Genomic DNA, 23980 nt, shown 5'->3' with positions numbered 1-23980 from the left:
GCCCCTTTCGACGTCGTACCGCTAGAGGACCTTCGACAGGAACGCCTGGGTGCGCTCGTGCTGCGGGTTCGTCAGGACCTCGCGCGGGTCGCCGGACTCGACGACCACGCCGCCGTCCATGAAGACCAGGCTGTCGCCCACCTCGCGGGCGAAGCCCATCTCGTGGGTGACGACGACCATCGTCATGCCCGACTCGGCGAGGTCGCGCATGACGTCGAGGACGTCACCGACCAGCTCCGGGTCGAGGGCCGAGGTCGGCTCGTCGAAGAGCATCAGTTTCGGGTCCATCGCCAGCGCCCGGGCGATCGCCACCCGCTGCTGCTGCCCGCCGGAGAGCTGCGCCGGGTAGCTGCCCGCCTTGTCGGCCAGGCCCACCCGGTCCAGCAGCTCCCGCGCCCGCTCCCGGGCCTCGGACCGGCTCGTGCCCTTGACCTGGACCGGTGCCTCCATGACGTTCTCGACGGCCGTCATGTGCGGGAACAGGTTGAACCGCTGGAACACCATGCCGATGTCCCGGCGCTGGAGCGCGACCTCGCTGTCCTTGAGCTCGTACAGCTTGTCGCCCTTCTGGCGGTAGCCGACCAGCTCGCCGTCGACGTACAGCCGGCCGGCGTTGATCTTCTCCAGGTGGTTGATGCACCGCAGGAAGGTCGACTTGCCGGAGCCCGAGGGGCCGATGAGGCAGAAGACCTCGCCCTGCTTCACTTCCAGGTCGATGCCCTTGAGGACCTCGACCAGACCGTAGGACTTGTGGACGCCCTCGGCCCTGACCATGGCCGTCATACCGCCGCACCCCCCTGGTTCCGGAGCGACAGCAGGTTCGCCCTGATCTTCTGGAACGGCGTCGCCGGCAGGTTCCGCGACGAACCGCGGGCGAAACGGCGCTCCAGGTAGTACTGGAAGACGCTGAACACGCTGGTCATGACCAGGTACCAGATGGACGCCACGAACAGCATCTCCATCACGGCGTACGAGGTCGAGCCGATCGTCGAGGTGGCCCGCAGCAGTTCGTTGTAGGTCACCGCGTACACCAGCGACGAGGTCTTCAGCATGTTGATGAACTCGTTGCCGGTCGGCGGCACGATCACGCGCATCGCCTGCGGGATGACGATCCGGCGCAGCGTCTTGCTGTGGCTCATGCCGAGCGCGTGCGCGGCCTCCGTCTGGCCCTCGTCGACGGCCATCAGACCGGCGCGGCAGATCTCCGCCATGTACGCGGCCTCGTTCAGACCCAGGCCCAGCAGGGCGCACATGAACGGGGTCATCACGTCCGTCATCTCGTCCTTGTAGAGCGGACCGAGATTCAGCATCGGGAAGATCAGCGCCAGGTTGAACCACAGGAGGAGCTGGACGTACACCGGGGTCCCGCGGAAGAACCAGATGTAGACCCAGGCCACCCAGCTCGTCACCGGGTTCTTGGAGAGCCGCATGACGGCCAGCAGGACGCCGAGGACCACGCCCACGATCATCGCGAGGACGCTGATCAGCAGGGTGCGGCCGGCGCCCGCGAGGACCGTGGAGTCGAACAGCTTGTCGCCGACGGCGCTCCACTGGATCTTCTCCGCGGTGGCGAACGCGTTGACCAGCAGGGCCACCAGGGCCAGTACGACGACGGCGCTGACGTAACGGCCGTAGTGGCGGACCGGGATGGCCTTGATGGTCTCCGGGGCGGCAGCCGGCGGGGACGTGTCCGCCGGCCCCTTGTCGATCTTGTCAGTCACAGTGACTGCCCTTCAGTGGTGCGGGGTCCGTCACTTGCCGCCGTTGACCGCGGCCTTGTCGATGGCGCCGGTCTCGGCGCCCCACTTCTCCAGCACCTTCTTGTAGGTGCCGTCCTCGATGATGGCGTTCACGGCCGCCTCCAGGGCGCTTGTGAGCTCCTTGTTGTCCTTGTTCACGGCGATGCCGAACGGACCGGCGTCGACCTGCTCGCCGACGACCTCGAAGGCGTTGCCGCCGTCGGCCTTGCGGGCGAGGTCCACGGCGACCGGGTAGTCGTTGACGCCCGCGACGGCGCCGCCCGACTTCACGCGGGTCTGGGCCTCGGTGTCGTTGTCGAAGGACTCGATGTCGAGCTTCTTCTTGCCGTCCTTCGTGCACGCCGCGGACTGCTTCTGCAGGGCCTGCTCGTAGGTCGTGCCGCGCTGCACGGCGACCTTCTGGCCGCAGAGGTCCTCGATCGAGCCGATCTTCTTGGGGTTGCCCTTCTGGACGTAGATGGCGGTGCCGGCCGTGAAGTAGTCGACGAAGTCGACACCCGGGCCGAGCTTCTTGCCGTCGTCGTCCAGGCCCTCCTGGCGCGCCTTGGTGTCCGTGATGGAGGACATGGCGACGTCGTAGCGCCCGGAGTTCAGGGAGGTGATCAGGCCGTCGAAGGAGCCCGAGGTGAACTGGAACTCGACACCCAACTGCTTGCCCAGCGCGGCCGCGATGTCGGGGTCGACGCCGACGATCTTGCCGCTCTCCTGGTACTCCATGGGGGCGTACTCGGCGTTGGTGCCGACCTTGATGACGCCGGCCTTCTGGATCTTGGCGGGCAGCTTGTCGAACAGCGGGGCCTTGCTGGACGAGGCGGATTCCTTGGTGCTGCTGCCGCTGTCCGTCTGGTCACCGCAACCGGTGAGAATCAGGGCGCCTGCGACCGCGATCGCACCTACCGCGGCTGTCCTGGTGCGCGCGGCGGTCGTACGACGGGTGGAGCTTGCGGTCATGGTGGGTTCCTCCGGCGGATGGGTGGAGTTGCCGATGGGCGGGGCGGCTGCCGATCGGGCCGGCAGCGCTGCCTTCATTCCTCAGGTCGACGAGAGCACACGCCTTCGAGTGTCGCGACCTCGTGTGATGACGGCATCTTGCCATTCGGACTCGACCATTCAGGGGGCCGGTCATGTCAAAATCGGATAACGGGTGACCCCCGAACCGCACCATGTCCGTACATCACGACCGGACCATCTGCGGGAATCTGGCATTCCGGCCGGAAGATCTCCGGTGCGGGCCACGGAGCGGACGACCTGCCCGGCCGCGCCCACCGGCACGAGAGCGGCTCCCCCTTGATCGTCAAGGGGCCGCTGATGGTTTGTCCGGATGGCGTCCCATGATTCATGTCACCGGTCTCCGGTGATCGATGATCGATTTCCGTTTCGGCGTGTGACCTTGGACGTATTCGACTCGTCCTCGGCGCGGGTCGTCCGGTAAGAAGGTTCTTTACACCCCTCATCCGGGGCTCAGGGCGCGTGTGCGGCGCGCCCGTCGCGACCGGCCCGTACGCATCAGTGACAGGGCCGTACGCGGTGCCCGCCCACTTCTCAACCAGGAGTGGCCACCCTCAAACCATGAAGACCTAAGGGGTAAGACAAAGTGGCAGCGGAGATCGTCAATCCTCGCAGCGACAGCGATACGGGACAGGACGGAGGGGCGGAGCCCCTCGATTCCTTCGACCCCGCGTTCGCGCTGCACCGCGGCGGCAAGATGGCTGTGCAGGCCACCGTGCCGGTCCGTGACAAGGACGACCTGTCCCTCGCGTACACACCCGGCGTGGCGAAGGTGTGCAGCGCCATCGCCGAGCAGCCGGACCTCGTCCACGACTACACGTGGAAGTCCTCGGTCGTCGCCGTCGTGACGGACGGTACGGCCGTGCTGGGGCTCGGTGACATCGGGCCCGAAGCCTCCCTCCCGGTGATGGAGGGCAAGGCGATCCTGTTCAAGCAGTTCGGCGGGGTGGACGCGGTTCCGCTCGCGCTGGCCTGCACCGACGTCGACGAGATCATCGAGACCGTGGTCCGTCTCGCGCCGTCCTTCGGCGGCGTGAACCTCGAGGACATCTCGGCTCCCCGGTGCTTCGAGATCGAGCGGCGGCTCCAGGAGCGGCTCGACATCCCCGTGTTCCACGACGACCAGCACGGGACCGCGGTCGTGACGCTGGCCGCCCTGCGGAACGCCGCGCGGCTCAGTGGGCGGTCCATCGGAGATCTACGTGCGGTGATCTCCGGTGCGGGCGCGGCGGGCGTGGCCATCGCCAAGATGCTCGTCGAGGCGGGCATCGGGGACGTCGCCGTCGCCGACCGGCGCGGAGTGGTCTCCGCTGACCGGGACGACCTCACGTCCGTGAAGCGGGAGCTCGCCGGGTTCACCAACAAGGCCGGTCTGTCGGGGTCCCTGGAGGACGCGCTGGCCGGCGCGGACGTCTTCATCGGCGTGTCCGGCGGTACGGTCCCGGAGTCCGCGGTCGCCTCGATGGCCAAGGGTGCCTTCGTGTTCGCGATGGCCAACCCGAACCCCGAGGTGCACCCGGATGTCGCGCACAAGTACGCGGCCGTGGTGGCGACCGGGCGGTCCGACTTCCCGAACCAGATCAACAACGTGCTGGCGTTCCCGGGCATCTTCGCGGGGGCGCTCCAGGTGCGGGCCTCCCGGATCACGGAGGGCATGAAGATCGCGGCGGCGGAGGCGCTGGCGGCGGTCGTCGGTGACGACCTCGCGGCGGACTACGTGATCCCGTCCCCGTTCGACGAGCGGGTGGCTCCTGCGGTCACTGCGGCGGTTGCCGCGGCGGCTCGGGCGGAGGGGGTCGCTCGGCGCTGAGCGGTTCTGTGACGTGAGGTGGCCCTGTCCGGGTGTTTCTCCGGGCGGGGCCATTTTTTGCCTGGGGGTACGGCTGGGGGAGTGACGGGGGTGCGACGGGGGTGGTTCGTCTTGTGCGGGTGCGGCTGGGTGGGGGCGGGCGTTTTGCGCAGTTCCCCGCGCCCCTGAGATGCCTGCGGCGGCCTGCTGCTGTCCGGTGGGGGTTCGTGTAGCGCGTGCGGTTGTGGTGTGGGTCGGTGCCGGGGTGGGGGGTATCCGTCCTCGGTCCGGCGCCTCGGCTGCTTTGGCTGTGCCCTGTAACGGACGCCGGCCGCTGCGGGCGGACACCCCCCACCCCGTCCCCTCACGTCCGTATGCGTCTGCACGAGCGTCCAGATGGCCCACCCAGGGGCGCGGGGAACTGCGCGATCAGCCCCCACCGGGGCCGCGGTCGAAGCCGGCACCCTTACAGCCGCACGGTTTCGCAAGAGGGTATGTGTCACAACGCGGTCCGGTTCCCCGGGTCGGCGGTGGACCCTATCGTCAAGGTCATGTTCGCTGTCTACGCCGCCCGAATCGACCGCGACAACCCGCTCTCGGGACTGGAGCTGGGGGAGCGCCCAGCCCCCGAAGCCCGCCCGGGTTGGAGCGTCGTCGACGTCAAGGCCGCTTCCCTCAATCACCATGACCTCTGGTCCCTGCGTGGCGTCGGCCTCGCGGAGGACAAGCTTCCGATGATCCTCGGCTGTGACGCCGCCGGTGTCGACGAGGACGGCAACGAGGTCGTCCTGCACTCCGTCATCGGCCAGAGCGGGCACGGCGTCGGCCCCAAGGAGCCGCGGTCCATCCTCACCGAGCGCTACCAGGGGACGTTCGCCGAACAGGTGGCCGTGCCGACCTGGAACGTCCTGCCCAAGCCGAAGGAGCTGTCCTTCGCGGAGGCCGCCTGTCTGCCCACGGCCTGGCTGACGGCGTACCGGATGCTGTTCACCAACGCCGGCGTGCGACCCGGTGACTCCGTGCTGGTGCAGGGCGCCGGCGGCGGTGTCGCCACGGCCGCGATCGTGCTGGGGAAGGCCGCCGGGCTGCGGGTGTTCGCGACGAGCCGCGACGAGGCCAAGCGGAAGCGGGCGAGGGAGCTCGGTGCCGTGGAGGCGCTGGAGTCGGGCGCGCGGCTGCCGCAGCGGGTGGACGCCGTCATCGAGACCGTGGGGGCGGCCACCTGGTCGCACTCCGTGAAGTCGCTCAAGCCAGGCGGCACGCTGGTCATCTCCGGTGCCACGAGCGGTGACCGCCCCTCGCACGCCGAACTGACCCGGATCTTCTTCCTGGAGCTCAAGGTCGTGGGCTCGACCATGGGGACCAAGGACGAGTTGGAGGATCTGCTCTCCTTCTGTGCCGCCACCGGTGTGCGGCCCGTCATCGACGAGGTGCTGCCCATGGACCGTGCCCGTGAGGGGTTCGAGCGGGTGGCGTCAGGTGAGCAGTTCGGGAAGGTCGTGCTCACGAACGGCTGATCCCTTCCTGTTTCAGCTTGGCGGCGGCCGGTCCGGGTGCGGATCGGTCGCCGCCGTTTGTCAACTACGGTTGACGGGTGGGCTCTGTCAACGTAAGTTGACGTCATGACCGAAGCAACGGATCTCGCCGAGCGCGCCGGTGATCGCGATCCCCGGGTCGGACTGCGCGCCGTCGCCGCACTGCGCAGGCTGCTGGAGCAGCTCGAGTCGGTGCAGGTGCGCAGCGCGCGCAATCAGGGCTGGTCGTGGCAGGAGATCGCCGCGGAACTCGGAGTGAGCAGGCAGGCCGTGCACAAGAAGTACGGGAGGCATTGATGTTCGAGCGGTTCACGAAGGGCGCCCGGGCTGTGGTCGTGGGCGCGGTCGAACAGGCCGAGGCGACGGGAGCGGCGTCCGTGGACGCCGAGCATCTGCTCCTGGCCCTGCTGGACGGGGAGGCCGGCCGGGGCTCCTTCGCCCTGGCCGCCCTCGGGCTCGGCGAGCGCGCGGACACCGTACGTGAGGCGTTGGGCGAGGCGCGGCGCCGGGCCGGACTGTCCCAGTCGGACGCCGAGGCGCTGGCCGGTCTCGGGATCGACGTCTCCGAGATCGTCGCCCGGGTGGAGGAGGTGCACGGTGTCGGAGCGATGTCCGGTGACCGGAAGGGCAAGGCATGGCGGTCCGGTCGGCGCCCCTTCGGACGGGACGCCAAGGAGATCCTGCAGAAGGCGTTGCGGATCGCGGTGGCCCGGCGGGACCGCCATGTCGGCGACGAGCACCTCCTGTTGGCGTTGACGGTCCGGCCGGGCGTGCCCGGGGAGGTGCTCGCCGATCACGGGGTGACCTACGCGTCGGTCGTGCGTGTCCTCTACGGCGAGGGCGAGGGTGGGGGAGAGGCGAAGGCCGGCTGAGAGGGCCCGCCCGGTCCGGCAGTACGGCCCGGCCGGCGGGGTCGGAGGCGTCGTACTGCCGGAGGTGTCGTACTTGCCGGAGGCCGGCCGGTTCAGGCCTTGGGCGCTCGCAGGAGTGCTCCTATGTGGGCCGCCGCCGTCGACAGATGGCGGCGGGCGTCTCGGAACTGCTCGGCTGTGATGCCGTGGTCGCGGGCCGCGTCCCGGATGTCGTCCCGGAAGCGGTCGAGCAGGCGGTCCAGGTCGCGGGCCGGGTCCCCGGTGGAGTCCTCGTGGGCCCAGGCCGGTTCGTACTCGGCGGGGAAGTCCTCCGGGGTGTATGCGTACTCGGGGCCGGGCGGTGCCGCCTCGGCCTTCTCGGACCTCGCGCCGCCCCGGCCGAAGCCGAAGTCCTTCCCGAGCCCCTTGCCGTAGTCCTTCCCGAACTCGCCGAACTCCTTGGCCAGTTCGGTCAGTCCCTCGCGCACCCCTGTCGGCCAGTCGCCGCGCGCGAAGTGGTCCTGCACCTGCTCCTGCACCCGCCGGGCGATCCGCTGCACCTCCTCCTGCGCCTGCTCCCGGGCCCGGTCCTGGGCCTCCTTGGCCTGGCGGCGGGCCCGCTGGGCCTCCTCGCGGGCGCGGCGGCTCTCGTCCTTGGCGCGCCGGGCCTGTTCCTTCCACTCCTGCTTGACGCGGCGCATCTCCTCCTTGGCGGCGCGCCACGCCTCCTTGTCGGTGTGCTCCGTGAAGTCCCCGAACGGGGCCTCGTGCTCGCCGGTGCTCCTGGCTCCGCTGCCGGAGCCCCGGCGGGCCTCGGTGGCGGCCGCCCGCATCTCGCGCCGCAGATCACCCGCGGCACCCCGCACATCGGCCCTGATGTCGGCGGCGAGCTCGGCGACCGACTCGCGGATCTCCAGCTCCAGGTCGGCCAGTTCACCGCTGCGGTCGGCCAGCTCGGCGCGGCCCGCGTCCGTGATGGCGTACACCTTGCGGCCGCCCTCGGTGGTGTGGGTGACCAGGCCCTCCGCCTCCAGTTTCGCCAGCCGCGGGTAGACGGTGCCCGCCGAGGGGGCGTACAGGCCCTGGAAGCGCTCCTCCAGGAGGCGGATCACCTCGTAGCCGTGGCGCGGGGCCTCGTCCAGCAGCTTCAACAGGTAGAGGCGGAGGCGGCCGTGGGCGAAGACGGGGGGCATGTCAGAGCACCTTCTTGTCGGTCGTGCCGTCGGCCGGGCCGCGGGTCGGAGCGTCCGTGGGGTCGTCCGTGGGGTGGGGGCCGTCGGCCGGGCCGGAAACGGAATTGTCCCCCGGCACGCCGTGCACGTCGTCCACCGGGTCGGCGGTGTCGGCCCGTCCGGTGCCCGGGGCGCCGTCCTTCATGAAGGGGTCCGTCTCCCACGGCTCCTCCTCGTCCTCCCGGGGCGGGCGGCGCAGCAGGGCGATGGAGCCCGAGACGGTGGTCGCGCGGAGCTTGCCGGTACCGGCGCCCAGACGGCCCGTGACCTTGTGGGCGCCCCACTGGCCGCGCACCCGCAGGCCCTCGAAGGCGTTGGAGATCGTCCCGCTCGCGGTGTTGGCCTCCACCTCGGCGTCGGCGGGCTGGGGGAGCCGGATGGCTATCTCACCCGAGACGCTGGTCAGCCGGACGTCGGTGGGTCCCTCCGGGTCCAGGTCGACGATCATCGAGCCGCTGACCGAGTCGGCCCGCACGGAGGGGCCCGAGCCCTCCACGACGGTGAGGTCGCCCGAGACCGAGTTGAAGCGGAGGTCGCCGGTGACGGCCTGGGCCTCCAGGTTCCCCGAGACGGTGTCGGCGCGGACCGGGCCGGAGAGGCCGACGAGGGTGGTGTCGCCGTTGACCCCCTTCACCACGGACGGGCCGCGCACGCCCGAGACGACGGCCGCGGCGCTGACCACGCCCACCTCGACGCGGGTGTCGGCCGGAACGGCCAGCGAGACGACCGCGCTGCGCCGCCAGCCCTTGCGGTCGAGCCACTTGAGGAAGCCCTTCCAGGGCAGGTCCTCGTAGGCCACCGTGAGCGTTCCGCCCTCCTGGGTGACGATCAGGGGCGGTCCCTCGATCTCGGACACCTCCAGGCGTGCGGAACCTTCTTCGGTGCCCACCACGTTCACCGTGCCGTTGACGATGCGTACGTGGAGTTCGTGCACGGGCTCGTCGAAGGTGAGCTTCCTGGGCTCCGTGACGGACCACTCGGACATGGTGCAGACCTCCCCGTAGCAACGCGCCATATCGCGTCTCCTGCAATTCACGATATATCGTGGGGGTCGAAAGTCAAGGCACTCATTTCGGGGAACCGGGGGATGAAAATATGACCAATCACCGTGAAGCGACCTAGCGTGTGACCATGTCGACGGACGCCACCTCCCGCACCGGCCGCACCGCTCCGGCCACCGGCGCCCTGCTGCTCTGCCGGGCCGCACCCGACTCCGTCGCCCCCGCCGCCCGGCTGCTGCGCGAGCGGATGCTGCTCACGCGCGCGGGGCAGGGGTGGAGCGTCCTCGTCCCGGAAGGCGGGCCGTGGCTGCGCGGTGAGGACCCCGTCGACCGGGTCATGACGGGCTGGGCCACCGCCCTCGCCGTCGGCGCTCCCTGGCCCGTCCTCGCGCTGTGGTGGGACGCCGACCGCGGCGGCTACACCCTCGCGTCCGGCTTCCGCCGGCCCGTCGGCTACGTCTGGCTCAGCAACGGCACCCCGGCCGGCGAGGACGAGGCCATGCGCACCTTCGCGGCCCGGCTGGCCCTCGACCCCGTCCTGGACGTCCAGTCCCTGGACCGGCTCACCGCACCGGACCCCGCCGCCGACGCCCGCGCCCGACTGCGCGGCCTGCTCGCCGTCCTCACGCGCGTGGGCCTGGCCCTCCCTGCCGGCCTCGCCCCCGGCGAACCGGCCGACCGCCTCCGCGAGGCGGTACGGGACCGGCCGGACGCCCGCCCCATCGAGGCGGAGGACCGGCCGGACACCGTCCGCGGCGAACTCGAGGCGGTCGCGGCCCGCCGCCTCACGCCCTGGCTCCCCTGGTCCGGCGACCCGAAGGCCCGCGCCCTGGCCCTGGCCCAGATGGCGGCCGGCCTCCCACTGGCCGCCTGGGGCCTACGACACCGCAGCGCCGGCTGGCTCACGGCCGGCACCCTCCTACTGGCCCACGGCACGCTCGCCCTGTCCTACGACCTGACACACCCACGCGACTGACCCGGGCGGGCGGGGCAGCGCAGAGGGCATCCCTAAGCTGCCGGACTGACGTCGGGGGCCGGCCGGCCCCCGACGGCCTCGTGTTGGCGTACGGCCGGATGCGCCTGCGGCACTGACCCGGGCGGCGCAGGTCAAGGGGCGCCACCGGGGAGCGCCTGAGCCTGTACCGGGGGGCTGTCGTCGGGGTAGGCCTCCGGGGGCGGCGCCGCTATCGGCGTATGGCGTGCTCGGGCTGACGTAGGGCTTGGTGCGCCTGCGGGACTGACTTGGACGGTGCAGCTCAAGGGGTGCCACCGGGGAGCTTCTGGGCCTACATCGGGGGCTGCCGTCGGGGTTGGCCTCCGGCGGGGCGCCGCTGTCGGCGTACGGCGGGCTCGGGCTGGCATACGGCCTGGTGCACCCGCGGGACTGAGGGCGTCAGCGGGAGCGCCGGGGTGGCGTCGGGCCCCAGTCGTCGAGGTGGCCTCCGGCGCACGGCCGGCACGGGCCGGCGTACGGCCTGGTGCAACTGCGGGACTGAGCGCGGCCCACAGCACATAGAGCGCCAACGGAGTGCCGGGACTGTCGGCGGGGGACCCTCAGGGCGGCGTGCGGGCCGGGGTATGGCGAAGGGCGCCCCGGCCTGCAGAGCGCCCCGTTCTACTCGTCGTCCTCGTCGTCCAGGCGGGCCAGCCACGTGGCCAGTCGTTCCACCGGCACCTCGAAGTCGGGATTGAGGTCGACGAACGTCCGCAACTGCTCGGCGAGCCACCCGAAGGTGACCTCCTCCTCGCCGCGCCGCTTCTCCAGTTCTTCGATGCCACGGTCCGTGAAGTACATGCCGTCAAGGATAAGTGGGCCGAAACGGCCGGGCCGCACCCCTCCGAAGAGGGATGCGGCCCGGTCACGCACTGCTCGCGAGGCTGGTTACGCCTCGAACACCTCACGCACGAGCTGCTCCTGCTCGGCCTGGTGCCGCTTCGCCGAGCCCACCGCCGGGGACGACGAGTGCGGGCGGGAGATCCGCCGCAGCCGCTCCCCGTGCGGAACCTCCGCGCCGACCGCCAGGTCCAGGTGGTCGATCAGGTTGAGGGCGATGAAGGGCCACGCGCCCTGGTTCGCCGGCTCCTCCTGCGCCCACAGGTACTTCTCGGCGTTCGGGTACTTGGCGATCTCCGCCTGGAGCTCGGCACCCGGCAGCGGGTACAGGCGCTCGATACGGATGATCGCCGTGTCCGTGATGCCGCGCTTCTGACGCTCGGCCTCCAGGTCGTAGTACAGCTTGCCCGCCACGAAGACGACCTTGCGGACCGCGGCGGCGTCCACGGACGCGTCGCCGATGACCGGGCGGAACTGACCCGAGGTGAACTCCTCCGTCCGCGACGCGGCGGCCTTCAGGCGCAGCATCGACTTCGGGGTGAAGACCACCAGCGGCTTGTGGTGCGGGTTGTGCACCTGCCACCGCAGGAGGTGGAAGTAGTTCGACGGCAGGGTCGGCATCGCGACCGTCATGTTGTTCTGCGCGCAGAGCTGGAGGAACCGCTCGACACGGGCCGAGGAGTGGTCCGGGCCCTGGCCCTCGTAGCCGTGGGGGAGGAGGAGCGTGACACCGCTCGTCTGGCCCCACTTCTGCTCCGCCGCCGAGATGTACTCGTCGACGATCGTCTGCGCGCCGTTGACGAAGTCGCCGAACTGCGCCTCCCACAGCACGAGCGCGTCCGGGCGGGCCAGCGAGTAGCCGTACTCGAAGCCCATGACCGCGTACTCGGAGAGCAGGGAGTTGTAGACGTTGTAGCGGGCCTGGTCCTCGTTGAGGTACTGGAGCGGGGTGTGCTCCTCGCCCGTCTCGCGGTCGATGAGGACCGCGTGCCGCTGGCCGAACGTGCCGCGCTGGGAGTCCTGGCCGGACAGCCGGACCGGGGTGCCCTCCAGGAGCAGGGAGCCGACGGCCAGCGTCTCGCCCATGCCCCAGTCGATCGTGCCGTCCTCGACCATCGACGCCCGGCGCTGGAGCTGCGGCAGCAGACGCGGGTGGACGTGGAAGGTGTCGGGGATGTTGACCTGGGACTCGGCGATCCGCTTCACGGTCTCCGCGGTGATCGCGGTGTTCACCGCGACCGGGAACTCGGCCTGCGGGTCGGAGACGGGACCGGCGGCCGGCTGGGCCGTGACGGCCTCGCGGACCTCGGTGAAGACCTTCTCGAGCTGACCCTGGTAGTCCTGGAGCGCCTGCTCGGCCTCTTCCAGGGTGATGTCGCCGCGACCGATGAGGGACTCGGTGTAGAGCTTGCGCACCGAGCGCTTCTTGTCGATCAGGTCGTACATCAGCGGCTGGGTGAAGGCCGGGTTGTCCGACTCGTTGTGACCGCGGCGGCGGTAGCAGATGAGGTCGATCACCACGTCCTTGTTGAACGCCTGGCGGAACTCGAAGGCGAGCCGCGCGACGCGGACCACGGCCTCCGGGTCGTCGCCGTTCACGTGGAAGATCGGGGCCTCGATCATGCGGGCCACGTCCGTCGCGTACATGGAGGAACGCGAGGACTCCGGGGCGGCCGTGAAGCCGACCTGGTTGTTGATGACGATGTGGACCGTGCCGCCGGTGCGGTAGCCGCGGAGCTGCGACATGTTCAGGGTCTCGGCCACCACGCCCTGGCCCGCGAAGGCCGCGTCACCGTGCAGGGCGACCGGCAGGACCGTGAAGTCCGTGCCGCCCTTGTTGATGATGTCCTGCTTGGCGCGGACGATGCCCTCGATGACCGGGTCGACCGTCTCCAGGTGGGACGGGTTCGCGGCCAGCGAGACCTTGATCTGCTCGCCGTCGAGACCGGTGAAGGTGCCCTCGGCGCCCAGGTGGTACTTGACGTCGCCGGAGCCGTGCATCGACTTCGGGTCGAGGTTGCCCTCGAACTCGCGGAAGATCTGCGCGTACGACTTGCCGACGATGTTCGCCAGGACGTTCAGCCGGCCGCGGTGGGCCATGCCGATGACAACCTCGTCCAGGCGGGACTCGGCGGCCGAGTCCAGCACCGCGTCGAGCAGCGGGATGACGGACTCGCCGCCCTCCAGGGAGAAGCGCTTCTGGCCGACGTACTTCGTCTGCAGGAAGGTCTCGAAGGCCTCCGCGGCGTTCAGCCGGCGCAGGATGCGGAGCTGCTCCTCGCGCTCCGGCTTGGTGTGCGGGCGCTCGATGCGGTCCTGGATCCACTTGCGCTGCTTGGGGTCCTGGATGTGCATGAACTCGATGCCGGTGGTGCGGCAGTACGAGTCGCGCAGCACGCCGAGGATGTCGCGCAGCTTCATCAGGGACTTGCCGGAGAAGCCGCCGACGGCGAACTCGCGCTCCAGGTCCCACAGGGTGAGGCCGTGCTCGGTGATGTCCAGGTCGGGGTGCTTGCGCTGGCGGTACTCCAGCGGGTCGGTGTCGGCCATGACGTGGCCGCGGACCCGGTAGGAGTGGATCAGCTCGAAGACACGGGCGGCCTTGGTGACGTCGTCGTCGTGCGAGGCGTCGATGTCCTTGAGCCAGCGGACCGGCTCGTAGGGGATGCGCAGCGCCTCGAAGATCTCGTCGAAGAAGCCGTTCTCGCCGAGGAGGAGGTTCGCGACGATCCGCAGGAACTCGCCGGAGGCGGCGCCCTGGATGACCCGGTGGTCGTAGGTCGACGTGAGCGTCATGACCTTGGAGATGCCGAGCTTGTTCAGGGTGTCCTGGGAGGTGCCCTGGAACTCCGCCGGGTAGTCCATGGAGCCGACGCCCATGATCACCGACTGGCCGGGCATCAGACGCGGCACGGAGTGGACCGTGCCGAGGCCGCCCGGGTTCGTCAGGGAGACCGTGACGCCCGAGAAGTCGTCCATCGTCAGCTTGCCGTCGCGGGCGCGGCGGACGATGTCCTCGTAGGCCTGCCAGAACTCGAAGAAGTTCAGCGTCTCGGCCTTCTTGATGCCCGCGACGACGAGCTGGCGGTCGCCGTTGGGCTTCACCAGGTCGATGGCGAGGCCGAAGTTGACGTGCTGCGGCTTGACGAGGGTGGGCTTCCCGTCCTTCTCCGCGTAGTGCCAGTTCATCGACGGCATGGCCTTGATGGCCTGCACCATCGCGTACCCGATGAGGTGGGTGAAGGAGATCTTCCCGCCCCGGGCGCGCTTGAGGTGGTTGTTGATGACGATGCGGTTGTCGAAGAGCAGCTTCACCGGGACCGCGCGCACGGACGTGGCCGTGGGCAGCTCCAGGGAGGCGTTCATGTTCTTCGCGACCGCGGCGGCGGGGCCGCGCAGCGTCACCATCTCCGGGCCGTCAGCGGCGGCACCCTCGGCGGCCGGCTTCGCGGCGGGCTTGGCAGCGGCCGGCTTGGCGGCCGGAGCCGCCTGGGCCGGGGCGGCCGGAGCGGCGGCCTTGGCCGGGGCCGGAGCAGCGGCGGCCGGCTGGGGAGCCGGAGCGGCGGCCGGAGCCGGCGCCGGAGCCTGGGCCGGGGCGCTGGGCGCCGGGGCGGCAGCGGTGGTAGTCTCCGCGGCCCCCGCGGCCGCGGTACCCGCCGCGGCCGGAGCGGCGGCCCCCGACTTGTAGTCGGCGAAGAAGTCCCACCAGGCACGGTCTACCGAGTTCGGGTCCTGGAGGTACTGCTGATAGATCTCGTCGACGAGCCACTCGTTCGGGCCGAACGCGGCAGCGGGGTTCTTGCCCGCTTGGTCTGCGTCGGTCGTGGAGGCACCGCCCGGCCGAAGGCTGGGGGAGCTCGAGTTACTGGGGGACTGTGGCGACACGGCGGCAACCGCCCTCTTCCGCTTCACAAGGTGATGGACAGCGGAAATAAAGGCTACGCCCCCGAGACGGTGAAGGTCAGGCCGGGCCCGTCCATCGTCGTGTAAGTCACATCAAAGAGCGGGTTTCGGGGGTGAAAATGGCGGGAAACAAGCGTGGTTCCGCTAGGTGAACCCGCGTGAGGGAAGCGCCGAGCGGGGCTCTGCGCGACGGCGGCGCGGCCCTCTGCCTGATCACACGTGTCCGTCAGCGCGGACAGAGATGGATCTTGTGGCTCCGCTTCGAACTTTACGTCAACTTGGCACAGAGGGAAGTCCCGGAAGGGTGACAAGAATCCTGCATCCGCGCTCGGATTCGGCCACTCCGATCCGGCCGCCGTGCAGATCCACCGCCCAGCGGGCGATCGCCAGCCCGAGCCCGGTGCCGCCGTCGCTGCCCGGACCGTGCGGCCGCATGATCTGACCGCGGTTGAACCGCTCGAAGACGCGGTGCCACTCCGACCGCGGGATGCCGGGACCCTCGTCGAGGACCTCCAGCTCGAGGGACTCGGGCAGCGCCCCGCGCCGCGCCTTGACGGTCACCCGCCCGTGGGCCGGGCTGTGCTTGACCGCGTTGTCGATCAGGTTGGCCACGACCTGGTGGATGCGCTCCGGATCGGCGTGCGCGGTCAGCTCCGGCGGGGACACGTCGAGGTGCAGATGGACGTCCGTACGCGTGTGGCTGCCGGAACCGGAGGCGATGCCCCCGCGCGCCGAGGCGACCATGTTGGCCTCCTTCAGCACGCCCGAGAGGTACGGCCACACCTCGAAGCGGCGCTTCTTCAGCGGGACGACGCCGTTGTCGAGGCGGGACAGGTCCAGCAGCGTCTCCACCAGCCGGCCGAGCCGCTCGGTCTGCTTCAGGGCCGTGCGCATGGTCTCGGGGTCGGCCTGGGTGACCCCGTCGACGATGTTCTCCAGCACGGCGCGCAGGCCCGCGATGGGCGTGCGCAGCTCATGGGAGACATTTGCCACAAGTTCCTTGCGCTGGCGTTCCTGGGCCTCCAGGTCGTCCGCCATGCGGTTGATCGTCTGGGCCAGGTCGCCGAGCTCGTCCCGGCGGTTCTCGCGGACCCGGCGGGTGTAGTCGCCGTGCGAGATGGACCGGGCGACCGCGTTCATGTCGTCCAGGGGCGCGGTGAGCGAATGCGCCACGAACTGCGTGATCAGGAGGGTGGCGATCATCGAGAAGACCGTGATGAAGCGCAGCTCCGTCGCCGTGCGCATCGCGATCATCATCAGCCCGGTGGTGATGAGGACCGCGATGACGACGAGGACGCCCAGCTTGGTCTTGATCGAGAACGGGCTCACGCCGCCCCAGGGCTCCCTGGGGCCTTCTCTCCGGCCGGCCGGACCCTCGCTCATGGCGTCGGCGTCTCCAGGGCGTAGCCCACGCCGTGCACCGTGCGGATCCGCTCGGCGCCGATCTTCCGGCGCAGTGCCTTGATGTGGCTGTCGACCGTGCGGGTGCCGGAGGCGTCCGCCCAGTCCCACACCTCGGCCAGCAGTTGCTCACGGGAGAGCACCGCTCGCGGGGTGTTCGCCAGGCACACCAGCAGGTCGAACTCGGTCGGCGTGAGGTGGACGTCCTCGCTGCGCACCCGCACCCGGCGCTGCGCGTGGTCGATCTCCAGCTCGCCGAGCCGGAGGATGCCGCTCCTGGGCGTCGCGGCGGCCAGCGCGGCCCGCTCGACGCGGCGCAGCAGGACGTGCACGCGCGCGGCCAGCTCACGCATCGAGAACGGCTTGGTCATGTAGTCGTCGGCACCGACGCCGAGCCCGACCAGCATGTCGGTCTCGTCGTCCCGCGCGGTGAGCATCATCACCGGCACCGGACGGGCGGCCTGCACACGGCGGCAGACCTCCAGACCGTCGAAGCCGGGCAGCATGATGTCGAGGATCAGCAGGTCCGGCTGCCAGGCCTCGGCCGTGTCCACCGCCGACGGACCGTCGACCGCCGTTTGCACGAGGAATCCCTCGGCGCGCAGGCGGGTCGCGATGGCGTCGACGATCGTCGGATCGTCCTCGACGACCAGGACCCGGCGCTGGGCGCCCGGGGTAGCCGTCGAACCGTTGTGGGAGGTGTGTGTCTGCTCCATCGCCCGCCCCTGGGGAGTGCTTTCCGGAACCATGTGGGGTGATTCCTTGTCTGCGCATGACTGCGATTGACGCTTGAATGATCGGCGTAGGGAAGCAGAGTACGGGGAGTCATCACCCCTTTGCTATCCAGGTCGGACGGCGAGATGGACGACGTCCGGTACGCCCCGGGCAACCGGGATCTCCTCGGTACGTACGTGTTGGAACCCGGCATTTGCTAGGGATCCCTCAAATTCCGCAGAGGGTTTCGCCGACCACACGGCCAGTACCCCGCCCGGCTTCAACACCCTTGCGCAGCTTGTGAGTCCGGTGGGTGTGTAGAGGCCGTGGTTGCCGTCCGTGACCGTCCAGTCGGGGCCGTTGTCGATGTCGAGGCACAGCGCGTCAAAAGTGGCGCATGTCTCATTGACGAATCCGACTAGATCCGTTTCCAGAATGTTCGTCCGGGGATCGGCGAGCGCCTCCGCGGAGAGCGCCGAGAGCGGGCCCGTGCGGTGCCAGTCGATGATCGCCGGTTCCCGCTCGACGACCGTGATGCGGCCCCAGCGCGGGTTCGCGGCCGCGTGTGCGAGCGAGAAGCCGACGCCCAGACCGCCGATGAGGACGTGCGGATCGGGCCGGTCGTCGAGCGCGGCGAGCGCCGCGTCGACCAGCGTGCGCTCCGAGCGGCCGTCCGAGGTGTCCATCAGGAAGCAGCCGTTGGCGATGATCTGGAGCAACTCGCCGTGCCGCCGCAGGACCACCTCTCCGTACGGGCCCTCGCGACGGTCCAGGACTTCGGGGATGTCGTACGAGGTGGGCATCGGCCCATCCTGGCAGGTCCGGCGGCCGGACCGGGGCCCCTTGAGAAGTCCCTGTGAATCGGGGCCGGGGTGGCGCGGGTCACAGACAGGGGGCGGGTGGGGCGCGAAGGGTGGGGTGCGACGGAAGGAGCAGCCCCTTTGGAACGGACCGTGCCCCCAGCCCCTTCCGGCGCGCCTGCCCCGGACCCGTGCCTCGCGGACGTTTCCGGACTGCTCGACGGGATGCCCCGGCAGCGGGAACGGACCGGGACGGCCGCCGAGGCACCCACGACAACGCCCGCTCCCGGCAGGCGACTTCGCGTCCCCCGGCTCCGGCGTCTGCTCCCCACCCCCACCGGGACGCCGTTCACCTTCGGCTACGGCGCCGTCCTGGCCGCCGTCTCCCTGGTCGCGGCGCGGCTGGACCCCGCCCTCGTGCACACCCTGCACCAGGGCTCCAGCACCGATGTCGTCCACCTCGCGCGGATGCCCGTACTGGTCCTGGTGGCCAGCGCGTTGTGGATCGCGGGCGGGATTTTCTCGCCGTACGCCCTCGCCCTGCTGTTCGTGCTCACCGCGCTGGAGCGGCGGATCGGCGCTGCGCGCACGGCCGGTGTCTTCCTGCTCGGGCACATCGGGGCGACCCTCGCCACGGAGGTTCCCACCGGCCTCGCGGTCCTCGCCGGGCACCTGCCCGCCAGTTCGCTGCACCGCCTCGACTACGGCGTCAGCTTCGGCGTGGCCGCGTGTTTCGGCGCGCTGGCGGGACTGCTCGGGCCGTGGCTGCGCTGGCCGTTGCTCGCCCTCTTCGGCTGGGCGCTGGTGACCGACCTGATCGCGTTCACCGACCCGATGACCGACTGGGGTCACCCGATCGCCCTGCTGATCGGCGTCGCGACCTGGCCGCTGGTGCGGCGCGCGCACCGGACCCGACGGCCTTAGGCCCGACGCCCGGTCAGGGAGCCGGCGAGGTCCAGGCGTACGGCGCGGCCGTGGTCACCACGCGGAAGCGGAGCTGTCTTAGCCCTGGTACTGGCCACCCGCGCGGCGCGCGCGTCGTCGGCGTGGGTGGGGCGGAGGGAGCGTGAAGGGCCGCCGGGCTGCGGTGAGCGGGACGGGCGCTGCGGCCCACGGGCAGGGTCCGGCAGGCGCTCCCGGTGTGACTGTGTCGGGGGTCCGCGCTGTTCCGAGCGGTGAGGGCGAGGCGGTGTCTTCCCTGGCGGCGGTCCGCAGCGAGCCCGTGTCCGGTCCCGCCGTTCCCGCGCGTGGGTGGTTCGGGGGTGGTGACCGCGGGGGCTCCCGGTGTGATCGTGTCGGGGGTCTGCGTCGATCCCAGTGGCGAGGCCGGGGCGCGGCGGTGGAGGCGCGTACCGCGCCGGTGTCCGGGTCCCGCCGGTCCCGGGACTCGGTGGCTCGGGGCAGCGACCGCAGGCGCTCCGCCTGTTTCGGGAGTCCGCGTCGATCTGGTTGGCGGTGTCCGGCACGGCGGTGGAGGCGCGTACCGCGCCCGTGTCGGGGTCCTGCCGGTCCCGGGCCTGGGTGGCTCGGGGGCAGTGACCGCGGGTGCCCCCAGTGTGTGATCGTGCCGGGGGTCCGTGTCGATCCCGGTGGCGTGGCCGGGGGTGGTGTCCAGGACCGCGGCCCGTACCGTGCCCGTCGTTGCCGGGCTCCGGTGGCACCGGGCTGGTGAGGCTGCCCGGGCTCCCGACCCGTTGCTTCCGCCTCCGTCCAGGCCAGGTTCGGGTCTCGGTCTCGGTCGGCACGAGCAGCGGGCTCCGGGCCCCGGCGTGCCATCGGCGCTGGTTCGGAGGGGCGGGAAGAGGCGGTGGTCGTCGGGTGTTGTCGGTGGGGCCCGGCGAGGTGTCGGGGCGGTCACCGGCGCCGTATGACAGAGCCCCTGCCGGGGAGCCGTGACGGACGGTCACCCGGGGTCGCGGCCCACGAACTTGGCACTGGTGAGCGGAGCTTGCACATGCCAGCCCAGAGACTCGTACAGGGCCCGTCCCGCCGGGGTTCCGGCGAGGACGCCGGTCCGCGCCCCCGCGGCGGCCGCCGCGCTCTGGAGGGTGCGCATGACGACGCTGCCCAGGCCCCGGCGCCGGTGCGCGGGCGCGGTCTCGATCTGGTCGAAGACGGCGGTGGCGCCGGTCGGGGCCGTCTGGCCGCGCGCGGCGAGGGAGCCGTCGGGGCCGGCGAGGAGCACGCGGGTGACCCCGCCGACGGACCACACGCGCTTCCGGTAACCGGAGGGCACGGCCTCGGCGCCGGTTCCGGTCAGCGGGACCGTCATCAGGAAGCCCGGCTCGGGGTCCACCCACCAGCCCTCGCCCAGCCAGTCCCCGACGACCTCCGGGTCCTGGAACACCTTGAGCCACACCCCGGTGCCCGTCACCCCGTCCGCCACCTTGCGTACGAGCCGCTCGTCCACCTCGTCGCCCAGCGCCTCGAAGACGTGCCGCGAGACCTGCGCGAGCTGGCCCACGTCGACGGTGAACCCCCAGGGTTCGCGCTCCGGCGGGGCGGCCCCGCGCGACACGACCCAGCCGGTCACCCAGGCCCGTACGACTCCGTCCACGACATCCCCCAAAAGCCATCGGTAATGACCGATCACCGCGTGTGTCTATTACGCGACGACCATAGGTCCGGAACCGCTGATTCCGGCAGCCGTGATCGCCGACAGCGAACAGGCAAGCGGCCGGGGAACATTCGCAGGGTCACATGCATTGAGTCGGCATAGCTCAACTTGACTGCCGAAGGGGAGATCATGGCTTCGACGTCCACACCGCTCACTCTGCCTGTGCTGCCGCTCGACGACGAGGTCGTGCTGCCCGGAATGGTGGTCCCGCTCGACCTGAACGACACCGACGTCCGCGCCGCGGTGGAGGCCGCCCAGGCCGCCGCCCGCTCGGAACCCGGAAAGCCGAAGGTCCTCCTGGTGCCACGCATCGACGGCACCTACGCGAGCACCGGTGTGCTCGGCACCGTCGAGCAGGTCGGCCGACTGGCCGACGGCGACCCGGGCGCGCTCATCCGCGGCCGGAGCAGGGTGAAGATCGGTGCGGGGACCACCGGCCCGGGCGCCGCCCTGTGGGTCGAGGGGACCACGGTCGAGCAGACCGTCCCCGAACCGCTGCCCGGTCACGTCACCGAACTGGTCAAGGAGTACAAGGCCCTCGCGACCGCCTGGCTGCGCAAGCGCGGCGCCTGGCAGGTCGTGGACCGGGTGCAGGCGATCGACGACGTGTCCGCCCTCGCCGACAACTCCGGTTACTCGCCGTTCCTGACCACCGAGCAGAAGGTCGAACTGCTGGAGACCGCCGACCCGGTCGCCCGCCTCAAGCTCGCCACCCAGCAGCTCCGCGACCACCTCGCCGAGCAGGACGTTGCCGAGACCATCGCGAAGGACGTCCAGGAGGGCGTCGACAAGCAGCAGCGGGAGTTCCTGCTGCGCCGTCAGCTCGAAGCCGTCCGCAAGGAACTGCGCGAACTCAACGGCGAGCAGGAGGGTGAGGAGTCCGACGACTACCGCGCCCGCGTGGAGGCCGCCGACCTGCCCGAGAAGGTGCGTGAGGCCGCCCTCAAGGAGGTCGACAAGCTGGAGCGGTCCTCCGACCAGTCGCCGGAGGGCTCCTGGATCCGCACCTGGCTGGACACCGTCCTCGAACTGCCGTGGAACGAAAGGACCGAGGACGCCTACGACATCCAGGGCGCCAAGGCGGTCCTCGACGCCGAGCACGCGGGCCTGGAGGACGTGAAGGAGCGCATCACCGAGTACCTGGCGGTGCGCAAGCGCCGCAACGACCGGGGGCTCGGGGTCGTCGGCGGCCGGCGCGGCGGTGCCGTGCTCGCCCTCGTCGGTCCGCCCGGTGTCGGCAAGACCTCCCTCGGCGAGTCGGTGGCGCACGCCATGGGCCGAAAGTTCGTCCGCGTCGCCCTCGGCGGTGTGCGGGACGAGGCGGAGATCCGCGGCCACCGGCGGACGTACGTCGGCGCGCTGCCCGGCCGGATCGTACGGGCGATCAAGGAGGCCGGTTCGATGAACCCGGTCGTCCTGCTCGACGAGATCGACAAGGTGGGCTCCGACTTCCGCGGCGACCCCGCGGCGGCCCTCCTGGAGGTCCTGGACCCGGCGCAGAACCACACCTTCCGCGACCACTACCTGGAGGTCGAACTCGACCTGTCCGACGTGGTGTTCCTGGCCACGGCGAACGTCCTGGAGGCCATCCCGGAGGCCCTGCTCGACCGTATGGAGCTGGTCCGCCTCGACGGCTACACCGAGGACGAGAAGATCGTCATCGCCCGTGACCACCTGCTCCCGCGCCAACTGGAGCGGGCCGGGCTCGCGAAGGACGAGGTCGTCATCGACGAGAGCGCGCTGCGCAAGCTCGCCGGCGAGTACACCCGCGAGGCGGGCGTGCGCACCCTGGAGCGGTCCGTCGCGAGGCTGCTGCGCAAGGTGGCGGCCCAGCACGAACTGGGCGAGCGGGAACTGCCGTTCACCATCACGGACGCGGACCTGCGCGGTCTGATCGGCCGGCCGCACCACGTGCCCGAGTCGGCCCAGGACCCCGCGGAGCGCCGTACGGCGGTCCCGGGCGTGGCGACCGGACTCGCGGTCACCGGAGCCGGCGGGGACGTCCTCTTCGTGGAGGCGTCGCTGGCCGACCCGGAGACGGGCGCGGCGGGTCTGACGCTGACCGGCCAGCTCGGTGACGTGATGAAGGAGAGCGCGCAGATCGCCCTGAGCTTCCTGCGCTCGCATGGCGCGGAGCTCGAACTGCCGGTCGGTGACCTCAAGGACCGGGGTGTGCACATCCACTTCCCGGCGGGCGCGGTCCCGAAGGACGGGCCGAGCGCGGGCGTCACCATGACGACGGCGCTGGCGTCGCTGCTCTCCGGCCGGCTGGTCCGCACGGACGTGGCCATGACCGGCGAGGTGTCGCTGACCGGCCGGGTCCTGCCGATCGGCGGTGTGAAGCAGAAGCTGCTCGCCGCGCACCGCGCCGGGGTGACGACCGTGATCATCCCCAAGCGCAACGAGGCCGACCTGGACGACGTCCCGGCGGAGGTGCTGGACAAGCTCGACGTCCACGCCGTCACCGACGTCCGCCAGGTCCTGGAGCTGGCGCTGGCCCCGGCCACCAGTGGGGCGGCGCCGGAGGTTCCGGTGGCGGCGTGACGGACGTCGCCGGATGAGGTGAAGGCCCGGGTTCTCGTGAGGGAGGCCCGGGCCTTCTCCGTACACGGGGGCGGTCAGCCGTTGGCGAGGGCCTGCACGCGGTCGAGCGCTCCGTTGAACCGGTCGTGGTCACCGACCGTCGGGCCCGTGGAGGTGTACTGCCACATGGTGTACGTGCTCCAGCCGGCCGGGAGGGTGCCGGGCGTCGAGGCGTAGCGCGCGATCCACAGCGGGGTGGTGGCGGCGAAGCCGCCGTAGTTGCCGGTGCACTGGGTCCACCAGGTCGTGGCGGTGTAGAGGACGGCCTGCCGTCCGGTGCGCGCCTTGTACTGGTTCAGGAAGTCGCGGATCCAGGTGACCATCGCGCTCGGCGTCTTGCCGAAGCAGGCGTCGCCGTACGGGTTCCACTCGATGTCGAGGACGCCGGGCAGGGTCCTGCCGTCCCTGGACCAGCCGCCGCCGTGGTCGACGAAGTAGTCGGCCTGGGTCGCGCCGCTCGTGGTGTCCGGGGTGGCGAAGTGGTAGGCGCCGCGGATCATGCCGACGCCGTAGGAGCCGGTGTACTGCTGGGAGAAGTAGGGGTTCGTGTAGTACGTCCCCTCGCTCGCCTTGGTGTACGCCCACCGGACGCCGCTGTTCCACAGGGTGGTCCAGGCGACGTTGCCCTGGTAACTGGCGACGTCGACCCCCTCCGTCTGGGTGGCGCGGGTGCCGGCGGGAAGGCCGCCCTGCCCGTCGTGCGCTACGACGCCCATACCCATGTGGGCGGAGCCGCGGGCGGGGGTGGCGGTGGCCTCGGGGGACTGCTCGGCCGAGGCGGGGGAGGTGGGGAGCAGGGCGAACGCAGTGAGCAGGAGTCCGACGAGGAAGAGGCGTCGGGGACGTATCGGTCCGGGTCTGTGCACGGGCATGGCGTGCCTCCGAAGGCTCGGTGATGCTCGGTGGGGGGAACAGGGAAGACCGTGCCAGGCTGACGTGGGCATGCCAGCCG

The 23980-nt window shown here is 70.8% G+C and carries 19 protein-coding genes; 7 read left to right on the top strand and 12 right to left on the bottom strand.

The genetic code is table 11. The features are described from left to right. Positions 1-21: 21 nt before the first annotated feature. From ACZ66S_RS05630 to ACZ66S_RS05620, 3 genes are read right to left on the bottom strand one after another with little or no spacing between them, the layout of a single operon-like run. A complete protein-coding gene (locus ACZ66S_RS05630; protein ID WP_469899894.1) occupies positions 22-783 on the bottom strand; it encodes an amino acid ABC transporter ATP-binding protein in 762 nt (253 codons plus the stop codon). Then, a complete protein-coding gene (locus ACZ66S_RS05625; protein WP_469899892.1) occupies positions 780-1721 on the bottom strand; it encodes an amino acid ABC transporter permease in 942 nt (313 codons plus the stop codon). The genes ACZ66S_RS05630 and ACZ66S_RS05625 overlap by 4 nt, the downstream gene beginning before the upstream one ends. Before the next feature lie 30 nt (positions 1722-1751). Further along, positions 1752-2711: an ABC transporter substrate-binding protein gene (locus ACZ66S_RS05620; protein WP_469899891.1), complete on the bottom strand. Its 960-nt coding sequence runs from the start codon at positions 2709-2711 to the stop codon at positions 1752-1754. A 643-nt stretch (positions 2712-3354) separates the two neighbouring features. On the opposite strand from ACZ66S_RS05620, the gene ACZ66S_RS05615 reads away from it, so the two are divergent. The 4 genes from ACZ66S_RS05615 (at position 3355) to ACZ66S_RS05600 (ending at position 6964) form a co-directional block, all read left to right on the top strand. Then, complete coding sequence (locus ACZ66S_RS05615; protein ID WP_469899889.1) at positions 3355-4578, top strand: NAD(P)-dependent malic enzyme; 1224 nt, start codon at positions 3355-3357, stop codon at positions 4576-4578. 530 nt (positions 4579-5108) lie between these two features. Continuing rightward, positions 5109-6074, top strand: coding sequence for a zinc-binding dehydrogenase (locus ACZ66S_RS05610; RefSeq protein ID WP_469899887.1), 966 nt, complete (start codon positions 5109-5111; stop codon positions 6072-6074). A 105-nt stretch (positions 6075-6179) separates the two neighbouring features. Then, a complete protein-coding gene (locus ACZ66S_RS05605) occupies positions 6180-6389 on the top strand; it encodes a helix-turn-helix domain-containing protein (protein WP_007384656.1) in 210 nt (69 codons plus the stop codon). After that, positions 6389-6964, top strand: coding sequence for a Clp protease N-terminal domain-containing protein (locus tag ACZ66S_RS05600; RefSeq protein ID WP_469899886.1), 576 nt, complete (start codon positions 6389-6391; stop codon positions 6962-6964). Before ACZ66S_RS05605 ends, ACZ66S_RS05600 begins: the two co-directional genes overlap by 1 nt. Positions 6965-7056: 92 nt before the next feature. On the opposite strand, the gene ACZ66S_RS05595 is transcribed toward ACZ66S_RS05600, so the two are convergent. Both ACZ66S_RS05595 and ACZ66S_RS05590 read right to left on the bottom strand, forming a co-directional pair. Beyond that, positions 7057-8136 carry a PadR family transcriptional regulator gene (locus tag ACZ66S_RS05595; protein WP_469899885.1) on the bottom strand — a complete coding sequence of 360 codons (1080 nt, stop codon included), beginning with the start codon at positions 8134-8136 and terminating at the stop codon, positions 7057-7059. 1 nt (position 8137) lies between these two features. After that, positions 8138-9160, bottom strand: a complete 1023-nt coding sequence (locus tag ACZ66S_RS05590) for a DUF4097 family beta strand repeat-containing protein (protein WP_469899884.1) — start codon at positions 9158-9160, stop codon at positions 8138-8140. A 146-nt stretch (positions 9161-9306) separates the two neighbouring features. On the opposite strand from ACZ66S_RS05590, the gene ACZ66S_RS05585 reads away from it, so the two are divergent. Then, positions 9307-10152, top strand: a complete 846-nt coding sequence (locus ACZ66S_RS05585; protein WP_469899882.1) for a hypothetical protein — start codon at positions 9307-9309, stop codon at positions 10150-10152. Positions 10153-10791: 639 nt separating this feature from the next. Here the strand turns inward: ACZ66S_RS05585 and ACZ66S_RS05580 are convergent. The 5 genes from ACZ66S_RS05580 to ACZ66S_RS05560 form a co-directional block, all read right to left on the bottom strand. Continuing rightward, entirely contained in the window at positions 10792-10971 is a 180-nt protein-coding gene (locus tag ACZ66S_RS05580; RefSeq protein WP_319295185.1) for a DUF6104 family protein, read from the bottom strand. 87 nt (positions 10972-11058) lie between these two features. Further along, positions 11059-14895: a multifunctional oxoglutarate decarboxylase/oxoglutarate dehydrogenase thiamine pyrophosphate-binding subunit/dihydrolipoyllysine-residue succinyltransferase subunit gene (locus ACZ66S_RS05575; protein ID WP_469899880.1), complete on the bottom strand. Its 3837-nt coding sequence runs from the start codon at positions 14893-14895 to the stop codon at positions 11059-11061. Positions 14896-15186: 291 nt separating this feature from the next. Continuing rightward, entirely contained in the window at positions 15187-16296 is a 1110-nt protein-coding gene (locus tag ACZ66S_RS05570; RefSeq protein WP_469899878.1) for a HAMP domain-containing sensor histidine kinase, read from the bottom strand. After that, positions 16293-17030, bottom strand: coding sequence for a response regulator transcription factor (locus tag ACZ66S_RS05565; protein WP_031038660.1), 738 nt, complete (start codon positions 17028-17030; stop codon positions 16293-16295). The genes ACZ66S_RS05570 and ACZ66S_RS05565 overlap by 4 nt, the downstream gene beginning before the upstream one ends. 123 nt (positions 17031-17153) lie before the next feature. Continuing rightward, positions 17154-17831 (bottom strand): spermine/spermidine synthase domain-containing protein, encoded by a 678-nt coding sequence (locus tag ACZ66S_RS05560; RefSeq protein WP_469899876.1) that lies wholly within the window; start codon positions 17829-17831, stop codon positions 17154-17156. Positions 17832-17969: 138 nt separating this feature from the next. Here ACZ66S_RS05560 and ACZ66S_RS05555 point away from each other — a divergent pair, with 138 nt between their 5' ends. Further along, entirely contained in the window at positions 17970-18752 is a 783-nt protein-coding gene (locus tag ACZ66S_RS05555; protein WP_469899874.1) for a rhomboid-like protein, read from the top strand. Positions 18753-19731: 979 nt separating this feature from the next. Here ACZ66S_RS05555 and ACZ66S_RS05550 read toward each other — a convergent pair. Beyond that, positions 19732-20385 (bottom strand): GNAT family N-acetyltransferase, encoded by a 654-nt coding sequence (locus ACZ66S_RS05550; protein ID WP_469900855.1) that lies wholly within the window; start codon positions 20383-20385, stop codon positions 19732-19734. A 189-nt stretch (positions 20386-20574) separates the two neighbouring features. Between ACZ66S_RS05550 and lon the strand changes: the two genes are divergently transcribed. Next, positions 20575-22989, top strand: coding sequence for an endopeptidase La (gene lon / locus ACZ66S_RS05545; RefSeq protein WP_469899872.1), 2415 nt, complete (start codon positions 20575-20577; stop codon positions 22987-22989). A gap of 74 nt (positions 22990-23063) precedes the next feature. Here lon and ACZ66S_RS05540 read toward each other — a convergent pair whose 3' ends face one another. After that, entirely contained in the window at positions 23064-23900 is an 837-nt protein-coding gene (locus ACZ66S_RS05540) for a lysozyme (protein WP_469899871.1), read from the bottom strand. Between the last annotated feature and the right edge of the window lie 80 nt (positions 23901-23980).

Source organism: Streptomyces sp. NPDC107471 (assembly GCF_055582845.1).
This window is presented reverse-complemented; position numbering and strand designations above follow the sequence as displayed.

Excerpts from the sequence above, each read along its gene's own strand:
- ACZ66S_RS05630 (WP_469899894.1), bottom strand. The coding sequence starts at position 783 with ATGACGGCCATGGTCAGGGCCGAGGGCGTCCACAAGTCCTACGGTCTG.
- ACZ66S_RS05560 (WP_469899876.1), bottom strand. The coding sequence starts at position 17,831 with ATGCCCACCTCGTACGACATCCCCGAAGTCCTGGACCGTCGCGAGGGC.
- ACZ66S_RS05620 (WP_469899891.1), bottom strand. The coding sequence starts at position 2,711 with ATGACCGCAAGCTCCACCCGTCGTACGACCGCCGCGCGCACCAGGACA.
- ACZ66S_RS05565 (WP_031038660.1), bottom strand. The coding sequence starts at position 17,030 with ATGGAGCAGACACACACCTCCCACAACGGTTCGACGGCTACCCCGGGC.
- ACZ66S_RS05610 (WP_469899887.1), top strand. The coding sequence starts at position 5,109 with ATGTTCGCTGTCTACGCCGCCCGAATCGACCGCGACAACCCGCTCTCG.
- ACZ66S_RS05600 (WP_469899886.1), top strand. The coding sequence starts at position 6,389 with ATGTTCGAGCGGTTCACGAAGGGCGCCCGGGCTGTGGTCGTGGGCGCG.
- ACZ66S_RS05540 (WP_469899871.1), bottom strand. The coding sequence starts at position 23,900 with ATGCCCGTGCACAGACCCGGACCGATACGTCCCCGACGCCTCTTCCTC.
- ACZ66S_RS05595 (WP_469899885.1), bottom strand. The coding sequence starts at position 8,136 with ATGCCCCCCGTCTTCGCCCACGGCCGCCTCCGCCTCTACCTGTTGAAG.
- ACZ66S_RS05570 (WP_469899878.1), bottom strand. The coding sequence starts at position 16,296 with ATGAGCGAGGGTCCGGCCGGCCGGAGAGAAGGCCCCAGGGAGCCCTGG.
- lon (WP_469899872.1), top strand. The coding sequence starts at position 20,575 with ATGGCTTCGACGTCCACACCGCTCACTCTGCCTGTGCTGCCGCTCGAC.
- ACZ66S_RS05590 (WP_469899884.1), bottom strand. The coding sequence starts at position 9,160 with ATGTCCGAGTGGTCCGTCACGGAGCCCAGGAAGCTCACCTTCGACGAG.
- ACZ66S_RS05580 (WP_319295185.1), bottom strand. The coding sequence starts at position 10,971 with ATGTACTTCACGGACCGTGGCATCGAAGAACTGGAGAAGCGGCGCGGC.
- ACZ66S_RS05585 (WP_469899882.1), top strand. The coding sequence starts at position 9,307 with ATGTCGACGGACGCCACCTCCCGCACCGGCCGCACCGCTCCGGCCACC.
- ACZ66S_RS05605 (WP_007384656.1), top strand. The coding sequence starts at position 6,180 with ATGACCGAAGCAACGGATCTCGCCGAGCGCGCCGGTGATCGCGATCCC.